This is a genomic window from Nodosilinea sp. AN01ver1, from assembly GCF_050565655.1.
In the GTDB taxonomy this organism is placed as follows: domain Bacteria; phylum Cyanobacteriota; class Cyanobacteriia; order Phormidesmidales; family Phormidesmidaceae; genus Nodosilinea.
In genome coordinates, this window is record NZ_JBNXVS010000014.1 from 1 (window position 1) to 22,164 (window position 22,164).

At 59.1% G+C, this 22,164-nt stretch carries 17 protein-coding genes and 1 pseudogene; 8 read left to right on the plus strand and 10 right to left on the minus strand.

Going from position 1 to position 22,164, the window contains the following annotated elements; all coding sequences use genetic code 11:
• Positions 1–128 precede the first annotated feature (128 nt).
• Together ACQ4N7_RS12795 and ACQ4N7_RS12800 are read left to right on the plus strand one after the other, a co-directional pair.
• Positions 129–419: pseudogene (locus ACQ4N7_RS12795) on the plus strand (arsenic resistance protein); the annotation flags it as partial.
• A gap of 189 nt (positions 420–608) precedes the next feature.
• Positions 609–1,655 carry a PstS family phosphate ABC transporter substrate-binding protein gene (locus tag ACQ4N7_RS12800; protein ID WP_430711895.1) on the plus strand — a complete coding sequence of 349 codons (1,047 nt, stop codon included), beginning with the start codon at positions 609–611 and terminating at the stop codon, positions 1,653–1,655.
• Positions 1,656–1,758: 103 nt separating this feature from the next.
• On the opposite strand, the gene pstB is transcribed toward ACQ4N7_RS12800, so the two are convergent.
• From pstB to speA, 5 genes are all read right to left on the minus strand, one after another.
• Positions 1,759–2,541 carry a phosphate ABC transporter ATP-binding protein PstB gene (gene pstB / locus ACQ4N7_RS12805; RefSeq protein ID WP_430711896.1) on the minus strand — a complete coding sequence of 261 codons (783 nt, stop codon included), beginning with the start codon at positions 2,539–2,541 and terminating at the stop codon, positions 1,759–1,761.
• Positions 2,542–2,601: 60 nt separating this feature from the next.
• Positions 2,602–3,501, minus strand: a complete 900-nt coding sequence (gene pstA, locus ACQ4N7_RS12810; protein ID WP_430711897.1) for a phosphate ABC transporter permease PstA — start codon at positions 3,499–3,501, stop codon at positions 2,602–2,604.
• Between the two features lie 47 nt (positions 3,502–3,548).
• Positions 3,549–4,478, minus strand: coding sequence for a phosphate ABC transporter permease subunit PstC (gene pstC / locus ACQ4N7_RS12815; protein WP_430711898.1), 930 nt, complete (start codon positions 4,476–4,478; stop codon positions 3,549–3,551).
• Positions 4,479–4,571: 93 nt separating this feature from the next.
• Positions 4,572–5,693: a phosphate ABC transporter substrate-binding protein PstS gene (gene pstS, locus ACQ4N7_RS12820; RefSeq protein ID WP_430711899.1), complete on the minus strand. Its 1,122-nt coding sequence runs from the start codon at positions 5,691–5,693 to the stop codon at positions 4,572–4,574.
• A 468-nt stretch (positions 5,694–6,161) separates the two neighbouring features.
• The gene (gene speA, locus ACQ4N7_RS12825; RefSeq protein WP_430711999.1) at positions 6,162–8,075 is read right to left on the minus strand and encodes a biosynthetic arginine decarboxylase; all 1,914 of its coding nucleotides are present in this window, start codon (positions 8,073–8,075) and stop codon (positions 6,162–6,164) included.
• A gap of 561 nt (positions 8,076–8,636) precedes the next feature.
• On the opposite strand from speA, the gene secA reads away from it, so the two are divergent.
• The gene (gene secA, locus ACQ4N7_RS12830; protein WP_430711900.1) at positions 8,637–11,426 is read left to right on the plus strand and encodes a preprotein translocase subunit SecA; all 2,790 of its coding nucleotides are present in this window, start codon (positions 8,637–8,639) and stop codon (positions 11,424–11,426) included.
• A gap of 340 nt (positions 11,427–11,766) precedes the next feature.
• Here the strand turns inward: secA and ACQ4N7_RS12835 are convergent, their stop codons facing one another.
• Both ACQ4N7_RS12835 and ACQ4N7_RS12840 read right to left on the minus strand, forming a co-directional pair.
• Positions 11,767–13,017 carry an S-layer homology domain-containing protein gene (locus ACQ4N7_RS12835; protein ID WP_430711901.1) on the minus strand — a complete coding sequence of 417 codons (1,251 nt, stop codon included), beginning with the start codon at positions 13,015–13,017 and terminating at the stop codon, positions 11,767–11,769.
• 519 nt (positions 13,018–13,536) lie between these two features.
• Entirely contained in the window at positions 13,537–14,991 is a 1,455-nt protein-coding gene (locus ACQ4N7_RS12840; protein ID WP_430711902.1) for a PLP-dependent aminotransferase family protein, read from the minus strand.
• Between the two features lie 206 nt (positions 14,992–15,197).
• On the opposite strand from ACQ4N7_RS12840, the gene ACQ4N7_RS12845 reads away from it, so the two are divergent.
• The 3 genes from ACQ4N7_RS12845 to ACQ4N7_RS12855 are packed head-to-tail and all read left to right on the plus strand — an operon-like array spanning position 15,198 to position 17,039.
• Positions 15,198–15,710 (plus strand): GNAT family N-acetyltransferase, encoded by a 513-nt coding sequence (locus tag ACQ4N7_RS12845; protein WP_430711903.1) that lies wholly within the window; start codon positions 15,198–15,200, stop codon positions 15,708–15,710.
• Positions 15,700–16,335, plus strand: a complete 636-nt coding sequence (locus ACQ4N7_RS12850; RefSeq protein WP_430711904.1) for a transglutaminase-like domain-containing protein — start codon at positions 15,700–15,702, stop codon at positions 16,333–16,335. Before ACQ4N7_RS12845 ends, ACQ4N7_RS12850 begins: the two co-directional genes overlap by 11 nt.
• Before the next feature lie 8 nt (positions 16,336–16,343).
• Complete coding sequence (locus ACQ4N7_RS12855; RefSeq protein ID WP_430711905.1) at positions 16,344–17,039, plus strand: pyridoxamine 5'-phosphate oxidase family protein; 696 nt, start codon at positions 16,344–16,346, stop codon at positions 17,037–17,039.
• Between the two features lie 95 nt (positions 17,040–17,134).
• Here ACQ4N7_RS12855 and psaC read toward each other — a convergent pair whose 3' ends face one another.
• The 3 genes from psaC to ACQ4N7_RS12870 all read right to left on the minus strand — a co-directional run bounded on the left by psaC (position 17,135) and on the right by ACQ4N7_RS12870 (position 19,724).
• Entirely contained in the window at positions 17,135–17,380 is a 246-nt protein-coding gene (gene psaC / locus ACQ4N7_RS12860) for a photosystem I iron-sulfur center protein PsaC (RefSeq protein ID WP_430711906.1), read from the minus strand.
• Between the two features lie 271 nt (positions 17,381–17,651).
• Positions 17,652–18,731, minus strand: coding sequence for an NAD-binding protein (locus ACQ4N7_RS12865; RefSeq protein WP_430711907.1), 1,080 nt, complete (start codon positions 18,729–18,731; stop codon positions 17,652–17,654).
• Positions 18,732–19,028: 297 nt separating this feature from the next.
• Positions 19,029–19,724 (minus strand): aspartate/glutamate racemase family protein, encoded by a 696-nt coding sequence (locus tag ACQ4N7_RS12870; RefSeq protein WP_430711908.1) that lies wholly within the window; start codon positions 19,722–19,724, stop codon positions 19,029–19,031.
• A 146-nt stretch (positions 19,725–19,870) separates the two neighbouring features.
• On the opposite strand from ACQ4N7_RS12870, the gene ACQ4N7_RS12875 reads away from it, so the two are divergent.
• A complete protein-coding gene (locus tag ACQ4N7_RS12875; protein WP_430711909.1) occupies positions 19,871–20,230 on the plus strand; it encodes a rhodanese-like domain-containing protein in 360 nt (119 codons plus the stop codon).
• Between the two features lie 22 nt (positions 20,231–20,252).
• Positions 20,253–21,992, plus strand: a complete 1,740-nt coding sequence (locus tag ACQ4N7_RS12880; RefSeq protein WP_430711910.1) for an NACHT domain-containing protein — start codon at positions 20,253–20,255, stop codon at positions 21,990–21,992.
• Positions 21,993–22,164: the final 172 nt, after the last annotated feature.

Genomic DNA, 22,164 nt, shown 5'->3' on the forward strand with positions numbered 1-22,164 from the left:
ACGCCGTGGACAATCTCTTTGAGCTCATCGCCTCGTCGGGGTGCTCGCCCCCTGCTCTTTTACCGGCATAATCCTGGAGCTCTGGAGGCTTTCTCATTAAGCCTCCCTTATCGCTGTGACCAATTACCATATTTTTAATCTCCTACGTGGCGGCGCAAAAACTGGGCCTAGTATATGAAGATGCGGCCCCGGCGGCACTGATTGGGGCGAGCAATCACTTTGAGGTAGCGATCGCAACCGCTGTCACCCTGTTTGGCCTCAACTCGGGGGCAGCGCTGGCAACCGTCGTCGGGGTGCTGATCGAGGTGCCCGTCATGCTAATGCTGGTGGAGTTTTGCCGGCGTACCGCCTTCTGGTTTCCGCGCCAGCCAGAGCGGGCAACCCTGCCCGACCCGCGCTGCATTAAAGCCCTCGATTAATAGCCACAGGCCTGGGGATTGGTGATGTCTAAATTTTCAGAAGCCTAAATTTATATGACAAGGTAGACGCTCTTAACCCGGCCATAAACGACATATCAAATTTATTTGAAATGATAGGAATCGGCTCCCTAGGCTATTAGTTGCTAGCGAGCTTTAGCTTTCACCCTATCAGGTTTGGAGTGTAAGAATATGACGGCTCAATGTCATCGCGGCTGGTTGGTTATCGGATTGTCGCTCTTCGTTGCCAGCTGTTCTGCGGCTACCAGCGGAGCACCCCAGGGCACGTCGCCCCAGCCCGATGCCCCGGCCCAGCAGCGCCGCACCGTCGTGATCGATGGTTCCAGCACGGTTTTTCCGATTACAGAGGCGATCGCCGCCGCCTACAACACCGAAGCCAGCACCCAGGTCGAGGTTGACACCAGCTTTTCGGGTACCGGCGGCGGCTTCGAGAAATTCTGCGCTGGTCAGACTGATATCAGCAACGCCTCGCGCCCTATTTCAGATGCAGAAATTGCCGCCTGCGACGCCAACGACGTGCGCTACTACGAGCTGCCGATCGCCTTTGACGCCCTCACGGTGGTAGTCAACCCCCAAAATAGCTGGGCTAGCGACATTACTACCGCCGAACTCAAAAAAATCTGGGAACCCGGCGCTCAGGGCCGCATCACCAACTGGAGCCAAGTGCGCCCGGGCTGGCCCAACGAACCCCTGACGCTGTTTGGCCCTGGCCTTGACTCAGGCACCTACGATTACTTTGCCGAGGTCATTGTCGGTCAAGACACCCGCAGCGATTTTGTCGCCAGCGAAGACGATGACCTGCTGGTTCAGGGCGTCGCTCAAACCCCAGGCGGACTGGGTTATTTTGGATTGGCCTACTTTGAGCAAAACCCTACCAACCTCAAAGCCGTTGCGATTGACAATGGCAGCAGGGCCGTAGCTCCCACCGCCGAAAACGTCATTCGGGCCACCTATGAACCCCTAGCTCGACCGCTGTTTATCTACGTCAACTACACCTCGGCTCAGCGCAACCCGGCCGTCCGAGAGTTTGTCGAGTACTACCTCGAAACCGCTCCCGCCATGGTGCAGCAGGCGGGCTATATTCCCCTCACCGAGGAGGCCTACAACATTGCCCTGGTAAACTTTCACAGTGGGGAAGTGGGTACCGTGTTTGATGGCAAACCCCAGCCCAACCTCACCCTCAGCGAAGTGCTGCGCAAAACCAAGCGCGTCAACTAGCGTTTCCCTCGTCTGCCCAAACATCCCCCATTAGCAACGCCGCCGCGACTTTAGTTTTAGTCGCGGCGGCGTTGCCGAAAGCTCGACACCAATACTCTACAGCCTAGCCAAATCGCCCCGTGACATAGTCGCGAGTTGATTCTTGATCGGGATCGCTGAAAATCTTCTCGGTGCTGTCAAACTCGGCCAGGTAGCCCACCTTGCCTCCGGCCCCTTCCACCACCTGAGCATTGTAAAAGGCGGTGTAGTCAGCGACTCGAGTGGCCTGCTGCATGTTGTGGGTAACGATGATGATGGTGTAGTTCTGCACCAGCTCTTTCATCAAGTCTTCGATCTTAAGGGTCGAGATCGGGTCGAGGGCGGCACAGGGTTCATCCATCAGCACCACTTCGGGCTGTACCGCAATGGTGCGGGCAATGCAGAGACGCTGCTGCTGCCCGCCCGAAAGCGAAAAGCCGCTCTCCTGCAGTTTGTCTTTGACCTCATCCCAGAGCACCGCGCGGCGCAGGGAGGTTTCAACCAGCTCATCGAGATCACCTTTAAAGCCGCTAATGCGGGGGCCGTAGGCGATGTTGTCGTAAATGGTTTTGGGGAAAGGGTTGGGCTTTTGAAACACCATGCCAATGCGGCGGCGCACCTCGACCGGGTCGACATCGGGGGCGTAGAGATCTTGACCATGGTAGGTCATCTTGCCCTTGAGCCGAAAGCTCTCGATCAGGTCGTTGAGGCGATTGAAGCAGCGCAAAACCGTGCTCTTGCCGCAGCCGGAAGGGCCGATAAACGCCGTAATTTTATTTTTGGGAATGTCAACAGACACGTCCCGCACCGCTTTGTAGGACCCGTAGTAGATATCGCAGTCCTTGGCCCGCAGCACCACGTCGGTCATAGTCCCACTCTTTGGCATTGTGTTAACCATTTGTCAGGCTCTCCCCAAAACACGGGTCAGTTAATAGGTTTTTTGACGGGTGGCAAATCGGGCAATAATGCTGGTCAGCAGCACCAGCAGCACCAGAATTAGCGAGGCGGCCCAGGCCAGCTCTTGCTGAGCCTGGAAGGGCAGAGTCGCAAAGTTGTAGACCAGCACGGCCAGTGTGGCAATCGGCTCGATGACGCCGTTGAACCGAAAGGGCGAAAACAGGGCGGTAAAGATTAGTGGTGCGGTTTCGCCAGCGGCACGGGCGATCGCCAGCGTTACGCCAGTCAAAATCGCCGGCACCGCAGCGGGCAGCACGACCTTCAGCACCGTTTGATACTTAGAGGCCCCAACGCCCAGGGCGGCCCAGCGGATTTCCTGGGGCACAATCTTCAGCGCTTCGTCGGCGGTGCGAATAATCGTGGGCAGCATCAGCACCGCCAGCGCCACGCCACCCGCCAGGGCCGAATAGCCAGGCCGCCCCGGACGCACCATCAAACCGTAGATAAACACCCCGGCAATGATGGAGGGCACCCCAGCCAGGATGTTGACCCCAAAGCGCACGTACTCGTCAATGGAGGTGTCGTCGCTGCCAAACTCCGATAGCCAGATGGCGCACAAAACCCCAATGGGCACGGAGATAACCGTTGCGATCGCAACGACAATCAGCGTCCCCATGATGGCATTGGAAATACCGCCCCCGGCCGACCCCGGCGGCGGCGGCAGCTGCGTAAATAAGTCGAGGTTAAGCCGGTTGGCCCCGTTCGCAAACACGTAGAACAGCACCAGCACCAGGGGAATAACGGCCAGCAGAATGCACAGGCCCGACAGCCCGGTCATGATGATGTTGAACAGGTTGCGGGAGCTAGACTTTTTGGCCTTGAGGCTTTGGGCGTCAAAGATATCCTCAGGCTTCCCAGAAACGGTCGTCATGTCTTGCCTCGTTTTGCTGCGTAATGGCGGGTAGATCTAGTTCTTGGCTAGTACTTGGCCTGAAGCTTGCGCACAATCCAGTCGGCCAGGATATTGACGATCAGCGTTAAGATCACCAGCACGAAGGCAGCGTACATCAGCGATGCCACCTGAATGCCTTTGGCCTCAGCAAACTGGTTGGCCAGCAGCGACGAAATCGTGTTGCTGGGAGCCAGCAGCGAGAAGTTGATACTGTTTGAGTTGCCGATCAGCATAGTAACGGCCATCGTCTCGCCCATGGCGCGGCCCAGAGCCAGCATGACGCCGCCCACAATACCCGAAATGGCGGCCGGAATCAGCACTCGAAAAATAGTGCCCCAGCGAGTGGCCCCCAGCCCGTAGGAGCCTTGGCGCAGCTCGGGGGGCAGAGCCGCCAGCGAGTCGCGAGAAATGGCGGTGATAATCGGCAAAATCATGATCGCCAGCACCAGGGAAGCGGCGAGCATACTGGGGCCAGCAAAGGAGATGCCAAACAGGCCCAAAAACCACTTCAGCGCCGGAATCAGCACAAAAATACCCCAGAGGCCGTAGACCACGCTGGGAATAGCCGCCAGCAGTTCTACCATGAACACCAGCACGGTGCGAATCTTGAGCGGGATAAAGTCTTCGCTGAGAAAGAGGGCGGTACCCAACCCCAGGGGAACGGCCAGCAGCAGGGCGATCGCAGAGCTGACCAGGGTGCCGTAGACCATCGGCAGCACCCCAAACTCCTCTCGCCCTTCCACCGGGTTCCAGCTGCTAATCCACAAAAAGCTCAGGCCATACTCTTGAATAGCGGGCCAGGCCTGTACCAAAATTAGCAGACCAATGGCCAGCAGCAGCAGCAAAATAAACAGCGCAAACCCCATGGTGGTGCCTTCAAAAAGGCGATCCAGCCCTTTTTCAAAGGGCGTTCGCTGGCGTTTGCTCGGTGGAGACGATGGCATTTCGGCGGTCACAGCAACCTTACCTGCATTGTGCGTGTAGTTTGTAGCTTGAAAAGTACGGGCGGGGGAAAGCCCGCAAAGACAGCTTTCCCCCCAGGCCTAAACCTACTTCACCATGATGTCGTACTCGTCGCTAATGCCGTCGGCCGCTTCAGCGACGCGATCGCGCACGTTCTTGGGCAGGGGAATGTAGCCTAGCTCGCTAGACACTTCCTGACCTTCGTTCAGACCGTACTCGATCATGGCCTCAACTGCCTTGGCTTTTTGAGGATCGTCGTACTCCTCGTACACCATCATCCAGGTATAGGTGACAAAAGGATAGGCGTTTTCACCCTCGGCATCGACAATGAAGGCGCGCAGATTGTCGGGTAGCTCGACCTCAGACAGCGTCTCCGACGCAATCTCATCGTCGACTTTGACAAAGTTCCCGGCCTTGTTTTCGATCGTAGCAAAGGGGACACCGTTCTGAGTCGCGTAGCCGTACTCGATGTAGCCAATCGAGCCCTCGGTCTGCTGAATCTGAGCCGTGATGCCCTCGTTGCCCTTAGCACCAATAAAGTTGCCGGTGCTCGGCCACTCAACGGTCTTACCTTCGCCGATTTCAGACTCAAACTCGGGGGAGATAGCGGCCATATTCTTGGTGAAGACAGCGGTGGTACCGCTGCCGTCTGAGCGGTGCACGAAGGTGATCGGCGTCGCGGGTAGCTCTACATCGGGGTTGTCGGCGGCAATGATGGGGTCATTCCACTCGGTGATGGCACCCGTGGCGATGCCAGTGTAGGCTTCGCGGCTGAGCCGCAGTTCGTCAACGCCGGGCAGGTTGTAGGCAAACACGATGCTGCCAGCGGTCATGGGCAGCATGATGGTGCCTTTATCAACCGCCGCGATTTCTTCGTCGGTCATGGCGGTGTCGCTAGCGCCGAAGTCAACGGTTTTAGCGGTGAACTGTTCAACCCCGGCCCCACTGCCGACCGACTGATAGTTGACCTGTAGCTCGGGTACTTTTTGGTTCAGGGTAATGAACCAGTTTTGGTAGAGCGGCGCGGGGAAGGAGGCACCAGCCCCGACCAGGGCAACGTCGCCACCAAGGGCGATCGCCTCGCCTTCTGTAGCCCCACCTTCCATCGCGGCATCATCGGTGGGAGCGGTGCTGCTACCGCAGGCCGCTACACCAGCCGCGAGGAACAAAGCTGCGGCCAGGCGCAGATCAAACTTAATTTTTGGCATTTTTTGAAGCATGATTTAGTCAACCAATCAACAGCTGTAAAACTTTTCTCGGACCATATTCAAAGGAGATCGGCCAAATCATAAATCAAACCCATCTTCCGGATGGGCTGATTTAAATTGCTCACAATTTCTCCTATTTTCTCGTTCATGGGGTAGCAAGCTGTGCACCAGGGCGGTGATACATGCATCACACTAAAAAGCACAGTCCTTAAATTGAGGCCATGCCAGTAGCTATCTATTTCTTACCCTGTCAAGGTAAAGAACAGGTTATTTCTTAGGCCAACCTCGGGCCTAAAGTTACCCGCCCTAATTACGGTTACAGGAACTCAATCACTATTGGTTAAGAGCAAATTAAAATTCGCGCAAGGGCAGTTAAAGAAACGTTTAAGCAAGCGTATTTAGGGGTAGTTGAGGCGCGATCGCCCCCTCGCCTACCCCCAGACTTGCCGCCCGCTTTACCCTGAAAATTTACGCTAAATACGTATATTGGCTGAGGCTGTGTTCGTAGTGCTGAATCAACAGCTGCGACTCCTGCAGCGTAATGCGGCTGTCCTGCAGCGCCCGCTCCGATCGCCTGCGAATATTCTCAATCATGTCTTCGGCGTCGTACTGCACGTAGCCCAGCACCTCGGTCATGGTGTCGCCCTTCACCACCTGCTCCACCTGGTAACCCTTGGGGGTCATGTGAATGTGAACGGCATTGGTGTCGCCAAACAGGTTGTGCAGGTTGCCCATAATTTCCTGGTAGGCCCCGCCCAAAAACATGCCCAGGTAGTAGGGCTGATCGGGTTTTAGCGGGTGCAGCTCCAGCACGTGCTTGACGTCGCGCAGATCGATAAAGGTAGTAATTTTGCCGTCGCTGTCGCAGGTGAGGTCGGCCAGGGTGCCCCGGCAGCTGGGCTCTTCGTTGAGCCGGTGGATGGGCAAAATCGGAAACAGCTGCTCAATCGCCCAGGTGTCGGGCATCGACTGAAACACCGACAGGTTGATGTAGTAGATCGAGGCCATGCTCTGGTGCAGCTCCTCGATGTCTTCGGGGATGTAGTCGGCATCGCTGACCACCGTGATCGCCTTGCGACAGCAGGCCCAAAACAGCCGCTCGGCCCGCGCCCGCGCCGACAGACTCAGGTAGCCAAAGTTAAACAGGCTGATTGCCTCTTCTTTGAACTGCACGGCGTCGTTGTACAGCTCCTGCACGGTGTGGGCGCTGAGGTTTTGGTAGATGTCGTACAGCTCGCGCAAAATGACGTGGTCGTCGTCGCCGGGCACCTCCACCTCTTCGTGGGAGGGGGCGTCGCTGCTGCCCAGCACGTCAAACACCAGCACCGACTGGTGAGACACCAGCGCCCGGCCGCTCTCGCTGACCAGGGTGGGCACCGGCACCCCCTTGATGCGGCAGGCCTCCTGCACCTCGGCCACTACGTCGTTGGCATAGTTTTGGGTGCTGTAGTTTTTGGAGGCATAGAAGGTGGTTTTGCTGCCGTCGTAGTCGACCGCCAGGCCGCCGCCCACATCGAGGTAGCGCATCCCGGCCCCCAGCTCGGCCAGCTCCACGTAGATGCGGCTGGCCTCCCGCAGGGCCTCTTTGACTACGCTGATGGCTGAAATCTGCGAGCCGATGTGAAAGTGCAGCAGCTGCAGGCAGTCGAGCATGTCGTGCTCGCGCAGCCGGTCGACTACGGCGAGAATTTCGGGCACGGTGAGGCCAAACTTGGCCCGATCGCCCGCCGAAATGCCCCAGCGACCGCTGCCCTTGGTGCTGAGCTTGGCCCGCACCCCGAGAACGGGGCGAATGCCGAGCCGCTGGCTGGCCGCGATCGCAATTTCCAGCTCGTTCATCTGCTCGATCACGATGATCGGCTGCTGCCCCAGCCGCTGCCCCAGCATGGCGGTTTCAATGTAGTCTTTGTCTTTGTAGCCGTTGCAGATTAGCAGCGCTCCCGGCGTGTCGAGGGTGGCCAGGGCAATCAGCAGCTCGGGCTTCGAGCCCGCCTCCAGACCAAACTGGTAGGGCCGCCCGTAGCGCACCACATCTTCCAGTAGCTGCCGCTGCTGATTGCACTTAACCGGAAACACCCCCCGATACACGCCCGAATACTTGTAGCGGGCGATCGCCTTGGCAAAGCTGGCGTTGATGCGCTCGATGCGGTCTTCGAGAATGTCAGAAAACCGAATTAGCAGGGGCAGGTTGAGGTTGCGCTGCTTGATCGCTTCTACCAGGTCAAGCAAGTCTAAAGAACCGCCGCGATCGCCCCTTGGCGACACCGTCAGATGGCCCTCGGCATTGATCGAAAAGTACGGTTCACCCCAGCTGTGAATGCGGTACAGCTCTTCACTGTCTTCGATAGACCAAGCAGCAGGGGCCTCTGGAGATTGCAGCATATTTTCTAAGGTGGCCCGATGCAGGCGAGGGGAAGAAGACAGAGACGATGCCGACGGGGATGGTTGCTGGGCCATATTCATAGGGTGCAAGATGCTCCGCTGATCAGGGGCGACGGAAGGGTGACGAAGGGCGGCGGCGGCTGGTCTGCTACAGTTTTGCCGCAGTGAGGCGCGACCAAAATTGTAACAAAGAGCTATCCCTAAAAAGGGTAGCCATCTGGGGGCTGTCATCAATTAGCTGCTAAACATTCAAAAATCAAGGGTTACAGCCCCTAGCCTGTCTTTTGGGTCGGGCGTGGCAAGGCTTAATATCCCGAGCTTTTGGCCACAATTGATGACACGCCCTAGGGCGATTTGAGCGTAATTGCCGCCCAAACAGTCCCCAGCGGCGAGATCCCTGTCATCCAGGCCCAAGTGATAGGATAGATAGGCACTTTCAACCTATCCCCTGGCGCTGTTGATCCAGTTTTGGTCTGGCTCAGGTGTGGACATCGCCCCTTGTGACGCGGTCTCCACTACGATTGACTAGATGCAATACCCTACGCTGACCGGCCTGAATTCATGCTGAAGAACCTCCTCGGTGACCCCAACGCCCGCAAGCTTAAGAAATATCGTCCCGACGTGGTCGAGATTAACCTGCTGGAGGAAGAGATTCAGCAGCTCTCTGACGAAGCTCTAGCGGCCAAAACAGGCGAGTTTAAGCAGCGCATTGCCAAGGGCGAATCGCTAGACGACCTGCTGCCCGAAGCCTTTGCCGTAGTGCGCGAGGCCTCGAAGCGAGTGCTGGGTATGCGCCACTTCGATGTGCAGCTGATTGGCGGCATGGTGCTCCACGACGGCCAGATTGCCGAAATGAAAACCGGGGAGGGCAAAACCCTGGTGGCCACTCTGCCCTGCTACCTCAACGCCCTCTCCGGCAAAGGTGCCCACGTGGTCACCGTCAACGACTACCTGGCCCGTCGCGACGCCGAGTGGATGGGGCAAATTCACCGCTTTTTGGGCCTCAGCGTGGGGCTGATTCAGCAGGGTATGTCGCCCTCTGAGCGCCGCCACAACTACGGCTGCGACATCACCTACGGCACCAACAGCGAGTTTGGCTTTGACTACCTGCGCGACAACATGGCCACCGCGATCGAAGACGTGGTGCAGCGCCCCTTCAACTACTGCGTTATCGACGAAGTTGACTCCATTCTGATCGACGAGGCCCGCACGCCGCTGATTATCTCCGGTCAAGTCGAGCGCCCCAGCGAAAAGTACAACCGCGCCAACGAAGTGGCCCGCGAGCTAAACGCCGAAGAGCACTACGAAGTTGACGAAAAAGCCCACAACGTGCTGCTCACCGACGAAGGCTTTATCCGGGCTGAAGAGGTGCTGGGCGTGCAGGATCTGTTTGATCCTAAAGATCCCTGGGCTCACTACATTTTCAATGCCATTAAGGCCAAAGAGCTGTTCACCAAAGACGTCAAATACATCGTTCGCAATGACGAAGTCATTATTGTGGATGAGTTTACCGGGCGGGTGATGCCCGGTCGCCGCTGGAGTGACGGTCTGCACCAGGCGATTGAAGCCAAAGAGCACGTCGAAATTCAGCCCGAAACCCAGACCCTGGCCAGCATTACCTACCAGAACTTCTTCTTGCTTTACCCCAAGCTGTCGGGCATGACCGGCACCGCCAAGACCGAAGAGGCTGAGTTTGAGCGCATCTACAAGCTCGAAGTGACGATCATTCCCACCAACCGCCCGGCTGCCCGGCGCGACCTCTCCGACGTGGTCTACAAAAACGAAGAGGCCAAGTGGAAGGCCGTGGCAGAAGAATGCGCCGAGATGCATGAGGCCGGTCGGCCCGTGCTGGTCGGCACCACCAGCGTTGAAAAATCGGAGGTGCTGTCAGCCCTGCTCAGCCAGCGCGGCGTGCCCCACAACTTGCTCAACGCCAAACCCGAAAACGTGGAGCGGGAGTCGGAGATTGTGGCTCAGGCCGGGCGCAGCGGTGCGGTCACCATTGCCACCAACATGGCCGGGCGCGGCACCGACATTATTTTGGGCGGTAACGCCGACTATATGGCCCGTCTCAAGGTGCGTGAGTATCTTATGCCCCGCCTGGTTAAGCCCGAAGACGAGGACGAGTTTGCGGTGACGGCGGTGCCGGGCACCAAGGGACGGGCTCCGGCCCAGGGCTTTGGCGGCAACAAGAAAGTAAAAACCTGGAAGGCTTCCCCCGATATCTTCCCCATCGAGCTGTCGCCAGCGACGGTGGAAGAACTCAAAGCCACCGTTGACTTTGCGGTGTCTACCTACGGCGAGCGCAGCCTGCCCGAGCTTCAGGCTGAAGACAAACTGGCCGTGGCCGCCGAAAAGGCCCCTACCGACGACCCGGTGATTCAAAAGCTGCGCGACGTGTACAACCGCATTCGTGAGGAGTACGAGTCTTTTACCAGCGCTGAGCACGACAAGGTGATTCAGGAGGGTGGCCTGCACGTGATCGGCACCGAGCGTCACGAGTCGCGCCGTATCGACAACCAGCTGCGGGGCCGGGCGGGTCGCCAGGGTGACCCCGGCTCGACCAAGTTTTTCCTTAGCCTGCAGGACAACCTGCTGCGGATCTTTGGCGGCGATCGCGTGGCCGGGCTGATGAACGCCTTCCGCGTGGAAGAAGACATGCCGATCGAGTCGGGGATGCTGACGCGATCGCTGGAAGGGGCGCAGAAAAAGGTTGAAACCTACTACTACGACATCCGTAAGCAGGTGTTTGAGTACGACGAGGTGATGAACAACCAGCGTCGCGCCATCTACGCCGAGCGCCGTCGCGTGCTCGAAGGCGATGCGCTCAAAGAAATGGTGATCGGCTACGCCGAGCAAACCATGGACGACATTGTGACTGCCTACATCAACCCCGAGCTGCCCCCCGAAGAGTGGAAGCTGCCGGAAATGGTGGGCAAGGTGAAGGAATTTGTCTACCTGCTCTCTGACCTCACCCCGGAGCAGCTCGAAGACCTGTCGGTGGGCGAAATTCGCACCTTCCTCCACGAGCAGGCGCGGATTGCCTACGACATTAAAGAGGCCCAGGTTGACCAGATCAAGCCGGGGCTGATGCGCGAGGCCGAGCGCTTCTTCATTTTGCAGCAGATCGACAGCCTCTGGCGCGACCACCTACAGCAGATGGATGCCCTGCGGGAAACCGTGGGCCTGCGTGGCTACGGCCAAAAAGACCCGCTGATCGAGTACAAGAGCGAGGGCTATGAGGTCTTCCTCGACATGATGACGGGCATTCGCCGCAACGTGGTCTACACGCTGTTTCAGTTTCAGCCCCAGCCTCAGCAGCAGGTGAAGGCTTCCCAGCAGGTAGGCTAGCGCTGTCAGTGACCGACATCACAACGGGGCCAAACTTGAGGATTCTCCGTAATTACACTAACTCCTGATAAACCTGGAGTCGTGGCGTATCGGATGGCGGTTATCTAAGGCATAGTAGGGATGAGCGATCGCCGCTCACCTATATCGAACCCCTTAACACCCAATCCCCTATACAGAATCAGCCCCCGGTGCTTCGGCATCGGGGGTTATGTTTTGAGGTCAATGGTTTAAGGCTTACACGAGATTCAATTTGGAAAACCTCGATTCACAATCAGAAACCCGGCAGGGGCGCAGCATGCTACGCCCCTACGAACCGGGGGATTGTGCAGTCAGGTTTGTATTACCGGGCTGACACTGTCAGCGGCGCGTTAACGGTCAGGCTCAGGTCGCGGGCGGGGTTAATGGCAATCACATCGACCCGGTTGCGCCCGAAGATTCTGCCCAGCGTGGCTCCGGTAGCGCTGCCGGCCAGGACTTCTAGGGCATCGACCCGCTGATCGCCAGTGGTGCGGGCGATCGCAGCGGCTGCACCCGAACCAAGCACCGCGCCAGCCAGCGTCTCGCCAAAGGAGCCACCCTGGCGAATCGTTTCGGTGGTGGTGACGGTTTGCGAGGTGGCGTTAATCGCCAGGCGCTGCCCACTTGGCAGCACCAGTTCCTGGGCCACAAACTGAGAGCCACTGCCGCTGGGACGCAGTTCTCCCACCACCTGACTGCCCACCGGAATTAGCACCCGCCCAGTGCTATCGGTGACGGCCTGGGCCACATTGAGGGTGAGAGCAGCGGTTTCGTCGGGAAGCACGACCACTTTATCGCTCTGCTCGTAGGCCACGCTGAGCACGGTACCGGTGGGCACGGTGGGCTGGGCGGCCTGCTGCTGCTGCCCCACAATGTAGGGCGAGTTGATGGTGGCCACCTGATTTTGGCTGGCCAGGGCCTGGTAGATAAAGGCGGCCACATCGGCCCGAGTCGCAATTTGATTCGGCCTCAGCGCTTGCACATCGGGATAGTTGACCACTAAGCGCCGTTCTGTCGCTGCCGCCAAGCTAGCCACCGCATAGTCAGGAATTTGGGCGGCGTCACGGTAGACCTGGACGCTGTTTTGGCTGCTGGCGGTGTAGTTCAGGCCGTTGGAGAGAGAAACCAGCACCTGCGCCCGAGGAATATTTTCATCGGGGCGGAACACATTGCCGGGGTAGCCCGACAAAAAGCCCATCGTGTTGGCCTCACGAATGGCGGCGGCGGCCCAGTAGTTAGCGGGCACATCGACAAAGGAGGTGGCGCTCCGCACCGAAGACTGGTTAAAAGCCTGACGCACCATAGCGGCAAACTGGGCGCGGGTCACCGGCTCGTCGGGCCGAAAGGTGCCGTCGGGGAAACCGGCGATGATGCCTCTAGCCGCCAGCGGCATGATAAATTCACGCGCCCAATAGCTTGCCGATACATCGGTAAACTGGGCTTGAATTTGGGTTTGAGTTTGAGTTTGAGCAACTACTGGCGCAGCGGTGATGATCGGGGTAACGGTGCCGACCCCCAATCCCAAGGCCAGTAGCAGAGCCGTTCCAGATTTAAAGCGAAAAGCGTTAGACATGAGGAGAACTCCAAAGACAAAAAAGATGTGAATGTAGGCTGGGCCAATTCGCTTCGCGATCGCGAAGCTCCGGCGAACTGAGCATGTACTTCCCAAGTCAGGCTCTGTCAGATCAGCTCTAGAAACTGCCAAAAGCCCAGTTCTTTAGGAAGTCAGAGAAAACCAGCTCAAGATCTTTTTGATGCAATTAAGGGGGCAATGGTATGGTTTTTACAATCCTTACCCTGGGTGCGAAGAGCAACTTTTCTTCGTCATCCTTTAGACAATCTAATGCTGATTTTGTTGTATTTACCTGGCATCTTTCCGCTATTTCAACTGTCACAATGCAGACCGTTTTTGCATAGCAAAAGCTGCTGATTTCGCAAAAAGAGTGGACTGTTCTAAATGCTCAAAAGTTCCAGCTTCAGGCAAAGTTAATTCACGAGGTATACGAACAGGTTTGCTGTGTGTGTCCAAAGGCCGAAATTCTGCCCATGGGCCCCAATTAGGGGAACTTTTTCTCACCTGTATTTGCCTGCCCTAAAAGCTCAGGGTAGCGAGCCGCTGAATACCCGTGACGATCGCGTTCTCATCCAGTTCTGTGTAGCTAAAGATGAACTCGTGGCCGGGGCGTTGGCCCAGGTACTGGGGGCTGGCGGAAATCAGCCCGACGCCGACCCGAGCGGCCCTGGCGATCAGCTCAGCCTCGGAGATTTTGGTGTGAAACCGCACCATCACGTGAAGTCCGGCATTTTCGCCCAGAACGGTGACGCGACAGCCAAAGTGCTGGGTCAGGGCTGCGACCAAAGCCTGGCGGCGCTGGTCATAGAGCGATCGCATGCGGCGAATGTGCCGCTCCAGGTGACCCTCGACAATAAAGTCGGCCAGCACCGCCTGCTCCAGGCCGGGCACCTGGCGATCGCTCAGCCATTTGGCCCGCCGAAATAGCGGCACCAGCGCCGGGGGCAGCACCATGTAGCCCACCCGCAGCGATGGAAACAGCACCTTTGAGAAGGTACCCACATACAGCACCGACTGCCCCAGCCCCAGCCCCTGCAGCGCGGGAATCGGACGACCGGCGTAACGATATTCGCTATCGTAGTCATCTTCAAAAATGAGGCTGCCGGTCTGCTGTGCCCAGGCCAGTAGCGCCAGCCGCCGGGGCAGCGACAGTACCGCCCCGGTCGGAAACTGGTGCGATGGGGTGACGTAAACCAGGCGAATAGGAGCCGTGGTCTGGGCCAGCTTATCCACATCCAGACCCAATTCATCCACCGGGATGGGGTGCAGAATCGCCCCCTGGCTAGTAAAAACGCGGCGGGCGCTGAGGTAGCTGGGTTCTTCTAGGGCGATCGCATCGCCAGCAGACACCAGCACCCGCGTAGCCAGATCGAGGGCCTGCTGAGTGCCGTTGGTGATCAAAATGTGGTCGGGCTGACAGTGGACGGCACGGGCCTGGCTCAGGTAGGCGGCGATCGCCTCGCGCAGCGGCCAGTAGCCCATTGGGTCGGTGGCGTAGTCGAGCCAGTTGCCGCTCCGACAGCGACGCACCAGCAGCTGCCGCCACAGCGCCAGCGGGAACTGATCGAGGGCCGGGCGACCGTAGCGAAAGCTGATTTGGGCAGCGGGTTCAGGCGTGGGGCTGTCGGCAAAATCGACCAGGCGGCGACCGTAGGCCGAGAGCGACACGGGCGGCGACGGTGAAATTGAGGCAATTTCTGGCGCGGGGCTGTGCAGCAGATCTTCGGGCAGCTCGTCGCAGACGTAGGTGCCCGAGCCGACCACCGTTTGCAAATAGCCCTCGCTGAGCAGCTGATCGTAGCTCTGGGTCACCGTGGCGCGAGAAACGCCCAAACTAGTTGCCAGCGCCCGCGTGGAGGGCAACCGCTGCCGCGCCGACAGCCGCCCAGTCAGAATGGCCTGCCGCAGCGCCTCGTAGATCTGCTGGTAGTAGGGAGTCGGGCTGTGGGGATCGAGGGCGAGGGCGAAGTCCATGGGGGGGAAGGGTGGATGGGTAGGCGGGTGGATGGGTAGATGGTCCCTGAGCGAAGTCGAGGGGGGGGGTGATGGTCCCTGAGCGAAGTCGAGGGGGGGACGGGAAAAGTGGACTGGTTGTTTTGAGAAAAATTGGCTCTTGCAGGTAGCCAATGCTCTGTCTATGCTAAGTCCCATTGCATATTTCGCAGCAGTGGATAACGGCTATGGAGGCGCTAGAATCTGTTACTTTTCGGGCCAGCAAGGCTTCAGAGAATGGGGCGATCGCTCAGCACTTCTACGCTATGTGGCGAGATTTGGGCGTTCCTGCCGATGGCATTCAACCCGACTGGCAGGATATTGCCCTAGAGTTTGTCGTCACCGCCCGCCAAACCCTCGACTACCAGGCCTTTGTGGCTGAGGTGGATGGAACCATCATCGGTTCGGCTGGGGGGCAGCGCTTTAGCGGTCTGTACCCGCCCATTTTGTCGACAGCCCAGCGCCAGTACGGCTACATCTGGGGCGTGTATGTCGAACCGGCCTACCGCCAGCAGGGCGTAGCCACTCGGCTGACCCAGCTGGTGGTAAAGCATTTGACGAATCTGGGCTGTACGAAGGTGGTGCTGAATGCGGCACCCCAGGCGCGATCGCTCTACACCAGCCTGGGCTTCTGTGAGAGCAATTTGATGGAGCTAGATTTAACTGATTTAGCCAGAGGGGAATCGCTAAATGTCTCTTGAACTTGCCTTGGAATCGCCCCAGATCAACGACTACCTGAAGCCTTCAGCGGTAGTGAATGCTGACCATCCTGCGATCGCTGCTCAGGCCCAAGCGCTCGTGGAAGGGACGGCATCTACCGTTGCTCAAGCGCGGATTTTGTATGAATGGGTGCGGGATGCGATCGCCCACACCTGCGACATCCAGGCCGTACCCGTCACCTGCACCGCCTCCGAAGTGCTGCACTCAGGCCACGGCTTCTGCTTTGCCAAGGCCCACCTGCTTGCTGCCCTGCTGCGGAGCTGCGGCATTCCTACCGGGTTTTGCTACCAGCGCCTGGTCTTTGACGATGCCGACCCCACGCTCCACACCCTCCACGGGCTCAATGCCGTTTACCTCAAGGAGCTAGACCGCTGGATGCGGCTCGATGCCAGGGGCAACAAACCCGGTGTGCAGGCTGAGTTTGGCTGGAGCGGTCCAGAACCAGACTTTGCCGATCGCGAACAGCTTGCCTTCCCGATCCGTCCCCACCTCGGCGAAATCGACTACCCCATCATCTTCAGCCAACCCCACGCGGCGGTCGTCACCGCCCTGCAAACCCACCCCACCGCCGCCGACCTGATTGCCCACCTACCCACCACACTCTAGGAACACCCATGTCCACCCCTCCCTTCCCCTCTTCCCCATCTCCTTCACCTTCCTCACCCTCCCTTCTCCCCACCCCTCGCACCCAGGTCAAGCGCGTCCCCCAGCGGGCCAGCTACGATCGCCAGCAGGTCTACGCCATTCTCGATGAGGGGCTGGTCTGCCACCTGGGCTTTGTGGTCGAGGGCCAACCTTTTGTGATTCCCACCGCCTATGGTCGTCTGGATGACCAGGTTTACATCCACGGTTCCCCCGCCAGCCGCATGCTCAAGTCGCTGGAGCAGGGCGTTGCGGTCTGCCTCACCGTTACCCTGCTGGACGGGCTGGTGCTGGCGCGATCGGCCTTTCACCACTCGATGAACTACCGCTCGGTGGTGCTGTTTGGCACCGCCACCCGCGTAGACGACGCCGACGAAAAAATGACGGCGCTCAAAGCGTTTACCGACCACGTAGTACGCGATCGCTGGGATGACGTGCGCCCCCCCAACCGCCAGGAGCTAGCCGGTACCCTGGTGCTGGCCCTGCCGATCGCCGAGGCCTCAGCCAAGGTGCGCACCGGGCCACCCGTTGATGCGGCAGAAGACTACGCCCTGCCCGTCTGGGCCGGAGAAATTCCCCTGAGGCTGACTGCCACCACCCCGGTCACCGATCCCAAGTGCTCACCGGGCTTAGAGATTCCTAACCACGCCATCCACTACAGTCGCTAGAGGGGACTAAAGAATCAATAGAAAACCCCTGGGGGAGTTAGTCCCAGGGGTTTGAGCTTGATGACGATAACTATGGCTGCGCAGGAGAGCTTGCCCTAGTAGGCAAGACCCATGCTGCGGGTGGTTTCGGCACCCAGGTAGACCCGAATGCTCAAAAAGTCGGTGGGGCAGGCGGTTTCGCAGCGCTTGCAGCCAACACAGTCTTCGGTACGAGGGGAAGTGGCAATTTGCCCGGCTTTACAGCCATCCCAGGGCACCATTTCGAGAACGTCGGTGGGGCAAGCGCGCACGCACTGGGTGCAGCCGATGCAGGTATCGTAGATTTTGACAGAATGGGACATTGAATAAAAACTCCAATGTGGGTCACGACTGGGTTTGACAGCTTTAAGGATGGCCCTCAAAGGTAGGTCAAAATGGTCTATACAGTAAGGGTTTCCTAATCTTTGACCAGTCTATAGCGAGAGATTTCAGCTCTCATCGCCACCCCCTACAAACCTTAACGGATCGTAATATGAATAGGCGTTTAGACTCATAAATGGCTTGACAACAGGATCCCTAGCCTCGCTCAACCGCTGCCACCAAAGATTTTTCAATGCCAATCCGCCCATCCGGTCAATCAATGCGATCGACCTTTCTAAATGCCATCACCACCAGAGCGTCGTCAGCCGCCAGGCGGTCAAAGGACCGGGGCTTGGGGTTGAGCAAAATCTCGCCATTGCCCCGCCGCACGCCAATCAGCAGCAGCGGATTGTCGGTTTGAGTGGCGCTGTAGGTGCTGACCCACTGGCTCAGTTCGGCAAAGGTTTTACCCGCTAACCCACTGGGGTAGCGGCCTGGGTCGATGAAGTAAAACTCGTTGGAGTCGTCAGAGTAGGTGAGCAGCTGCTGGTAGACCACCGACATATTTTTGAACATGGCGCTCTGAGCCATAATGCCAGCGCTGTAGTCGCGGGCCGAGGCCACCTCATCTACCCCGGCCTCTTGCAAGTGGCGACGGCGGCTGAGGTTGACCAGTTCGGCAATCACGTGAATGTCTGTTTGCTGACCGGGAAGGCGTTCCAGGTGCTTGATGGCGAGGGCTATGAGGGCGTTTTTTTCGTCGGGGGCTTCAGTATCTTCGTCGGCCAGCAAAATGACCGCTTTGGCTTGGGGAGCGCAGAGCCGCTCTAGGGTAGCGTGGTGGGTGGGGTCGTCTTGAATAACGTGCACCCGCTCGGGCAGGCGATCGCGATCGCTGACCACCGAGGCCGCCACCACCACAATGTCGATCGGGCTAGCCTTGTTGCCCTCGATCAGCTGGTCGATAATGCCCGTCGCCTTGTCGTTCCAGTTGCAGATAATAATGTGGTCTTTAAACACGCTCACATGAGTCTCCGATCGCAGCGCCTGGGTGACAAAAATAGAGGAAATCTTGCCGCTGATCGCCCCAAAGATGAACGTGCCGGAGATCAGCAGCAGCAGTTGTAGCACTCGCCCAACCGGGCTTTTGGGCTTGTCGGGGTACTCCCCCATCAGAGTGATGACGATATTTTCAAGCACCTCCCAGGGGGTGGTGCCATCGGCACCTCTGCCCTCGTGCCACAGCAGCAGACCCACTACGGTCGCCAGCGCCAGCGGCACGACCAGAGCGATCAGCCGTTGGGGCGACAACGCCTTTAAAGACAGCCACTTAAGGGGAGCAATCACCGTCATGGGCGGGGTCAAAGGGTTGGCATTCGCCACGAAACTCCCAATAAGATAGCGTTAATGGTCGGCCCGTAGGGTGTGTTCGGCTGGCCAACATGCTTGGCAAACTCACGGCATCTTCGCCCAGCCAACGCACCGAAACTCGTCCATCAGAGAGGTTTGCCGTCGCCAGAAACCCGGTTTCTGCTTTGCACTACGGCGGAAGATTGGCATAGCCCCGGCAGCCCGGTTTATAAACCCAAGCGAACCTCCGGCAGTGGCTACGATCCATTTCTTAAGTAGACCCATAAGGGGCTAGCAAATTCACGAGCCTAGGGCTAAGTTGACCGCCGCTTCGGCGTGAATGCGGGTGGTGGGAAACAGGGGCACCGCAGCGGCGGCATCCTTCACCAGCAGCTCTAGCTCAGTGCAGCCCAAGATCACGCCCTCGGCCCCAGCAGCAGCGAGTTCTTGGCAGATCGCCAGCACCGCCTGACAAGATTCGGGCTTAAACTGACCCCGACACAGCTCGTCGTAGATGATTTGATGCACTATCGTCCGGCCAGAGTCGCTAGGGATCAACACCTCCAGGCCGTGGCGATCGATTAAGCGCTGGCGGTAGAAGTCTTGCTCCATGGTGAACCTGGTGCCCAGCAGCCCCACTCGCCCCAGCCCCTGCGCTTTGATGGCCGCAGCGGTCACATCGGCAATGTGCACCAGAGGAATAGAAATGCGGGCTTCGATATCGTTGGCCAACAGGTGCATGGTGTTGGCGCCCAGCAGCACCATGCTGGCCCCAGCCATTTGCAGCTGCTGGGCCGCCTCGACCAAAATTGCTGAAATGTCGGCCCAGTTGCCGTCGTGCTGCATGGCCGCCATGTCGGCAAAATCGACTGAAAACAGGATGAGTTTGGCGGAGTGCAGCCCCCCCAGCCTGGCACGGGTGGTCTGGTTGAGAATGCGATAGTACTCAAGCGACGACTCCCAGCTCATGCCGCCAATCAGGCCAATGGTTTTCAACGGATGCCTCCTTTTCGCCCTTCAGGTCGTGCCCTGGGTATATCACCTTTCCGGGTCGATGGGTTATGGTTGCGTAAGTTTAGGCATGCCTGGCTAGGTTTGCCCGGCAGCGTTAGCGGATTGCCCCCATTCCTAACCGTGACCCTATGACGTTTTCCTCCAGTCCGGCCCCCTATGAACCTTTGAGCGTTGAGGCGCTGGGCCAGCGCCTGGCCGAGGCCGACGAGGCGGTGCAGCTGATTGATGTGCGCGAGCCCGCAGAGGTAGAGGCCGCCAGCCTGCCGGGATTTGTCAATTTGCCCCTCAGCGCGTTTGCCGATTGGTCGGGTACGATTCACGGTCGGTTCGAGGCCGATCGCGAAACCATTGTGCTCTGCCACCACGGCGTGCGCTCGGCCCAGATGTGCGGCTGGCTGGCCCAGCAGGGCTTTACCCAGCTCAAGAATGTGACCGGCGGCATCGATGCCTACGCCCTGACCGTCGATCGATCGGTACCCCGTTACTAGGCCCGCTGCGAGGGTTGTTGCTATGGTTACCAGTTCGCTGCGATCGCTGATTCCTGGCCAAACCCTCGTTGGGGCTGACCTACGGCTACTGGCGGCGGCAGTAGGGCAGCAGCTGGCAGCCTATCGCCGGGGGTGGCCACTGGTCGCCTCGCGCCGCGAGATTCCGATGAACTATCGGGTCTGGGGGCTGCAGTTTGGCCGTCAGGAAAATCAGGTGCTGACCTCAGTAGGGGCGATCGCAGACCTGTGCCAGCGCGACGGCATCGACGGTCGCCTGCTGATTGTCGGCGAAGCGGGGGTGGGCAAAACCCATACCCTGCTGGCAGTGGGCGATCTGCTGCTCAAGCGCGGCGGGCCGGTGCCGGTGCTGGTCGATGTCTCGGCCTGGGCCGGGGAAACCATGCGCGAATGGCTGATCGCCGCCCTGTGGCGCGACTACCGGGTGGCCAAACCCACCGCCGCCAGCTGGGTCGACCAGGCCCAGCTCACCCTGCTGGTCGATGGGTTTGACCACCTGCCTGCCCCCCAGCAGCGCAAGTGTGCCGCCGCCCTGGAGGCTCTGCTGCGCACCAACCCCAGCCAGACCGCGCTGCTCTGCTGCCGCCGCCAGGTGATGGAGTCGCTGGGGCTAACCTTTGATCAGTTCAACGGCGGCATTCACATTATTCCGCTGGCGGCGCAGCAGGTGAAAGATTACGTGATGGCGCAAAACTGCCCCGACCTGTGGCCCGTGATCAAGGGCAGCAAGGTGCTGCAACAGCTGGCCCGACTGCCTCTGCACCTGACCATGCTGGTGGCAATGACGAACCCAGCCGAGCCGCCCATTCGCAACCGGGCCGACCTGGTGCAGCGCTACCTGGAAGACCGCCTGGCTCAGGCTCAGGGCAGCTCGGCCCAGCACCGGGCCACCCTGGGCTGGCTGGCCCAACAGCTTGAGTCGCGATCGCGGTTGTTCTACCTCGACGATCTGCAGCGCACCTGGCTGCCCGAACCCCGCCAGCTGCTGTACCGGCTGTTGCTGGGGCTGGCTATTGCTCTGGTGATAGGGCTGGTGGGCGGCAACCTGCTGCTGGGGCTGGCCGTGGGGCTAATGCTGTCTCAGATTGATCTAGAGATTTTTGTCTACTTTCGGCTGGGGCTGGCGATCGCCCCTCTAAGCGGCCTGGTGCCCCTGATCTTAACCTGCGGCCTGCTCGCCCTGGTGTTGGGGCTGGGGCTGGGCACCGCCGGAGCGCTATTGCTGACCCCCTTTGGCCTGGGCGGGTCTGGGTTTGGCTGGGCCGGGGCCGCAGGTGCAACTATCGGCTGGAGCCTGGGGCTAGTTGGGCTGCTGCGCGGCGGTCAACCTGGGACTATGCAGAGCCGCTTAATTCCTAACCAGGACGTGCGTTTGGCCCTGCGCAATACGGTGATTTTGGTGGCTGAGCTGGGCCTGCTGCTGGGGCTCATGCTGGCGTTACCAGCGGTGGCCAGCGGCCAGTCGCCCCTGGCGCTACTGCCCCTCAGCTCGGCTCGGCTAATTGGGGCGGGGCTGGTCTGTGCAGTACTCTGGCTGTCGTTTGGGCTACAGCACGGCCTGGTGCGGCTGTTGCTGAGTGGTCGTCAGGGCCTGCCTTTAGCCGCTCGCCCCTGGCTTGAGGCTATGGCGGCAGCGGGGCTGCTGCGGCGAGTGGGGGGCGGTTACGGCTTTGGCCACGAGATGCTGCGTCAGGCCCTGGCTCCGGCCCAGCGCGGTGACGGTAAGGGCGCGATCGCCCCCTAGCGCCATCTAGACCCGGCGCTGGTACGTAAAGCATTAGGTGGGGTCACGGTGTAACCCTCAGTACGCTTTAAACCTACCGCAGTCCTTCATACTGGGGGTCGCTTGGGCTAGGGTCGCTCAGGCGGCTCTCAGAGTCATTCGTCAAAATCTCTACAGGCGTGCTCGGCGACAT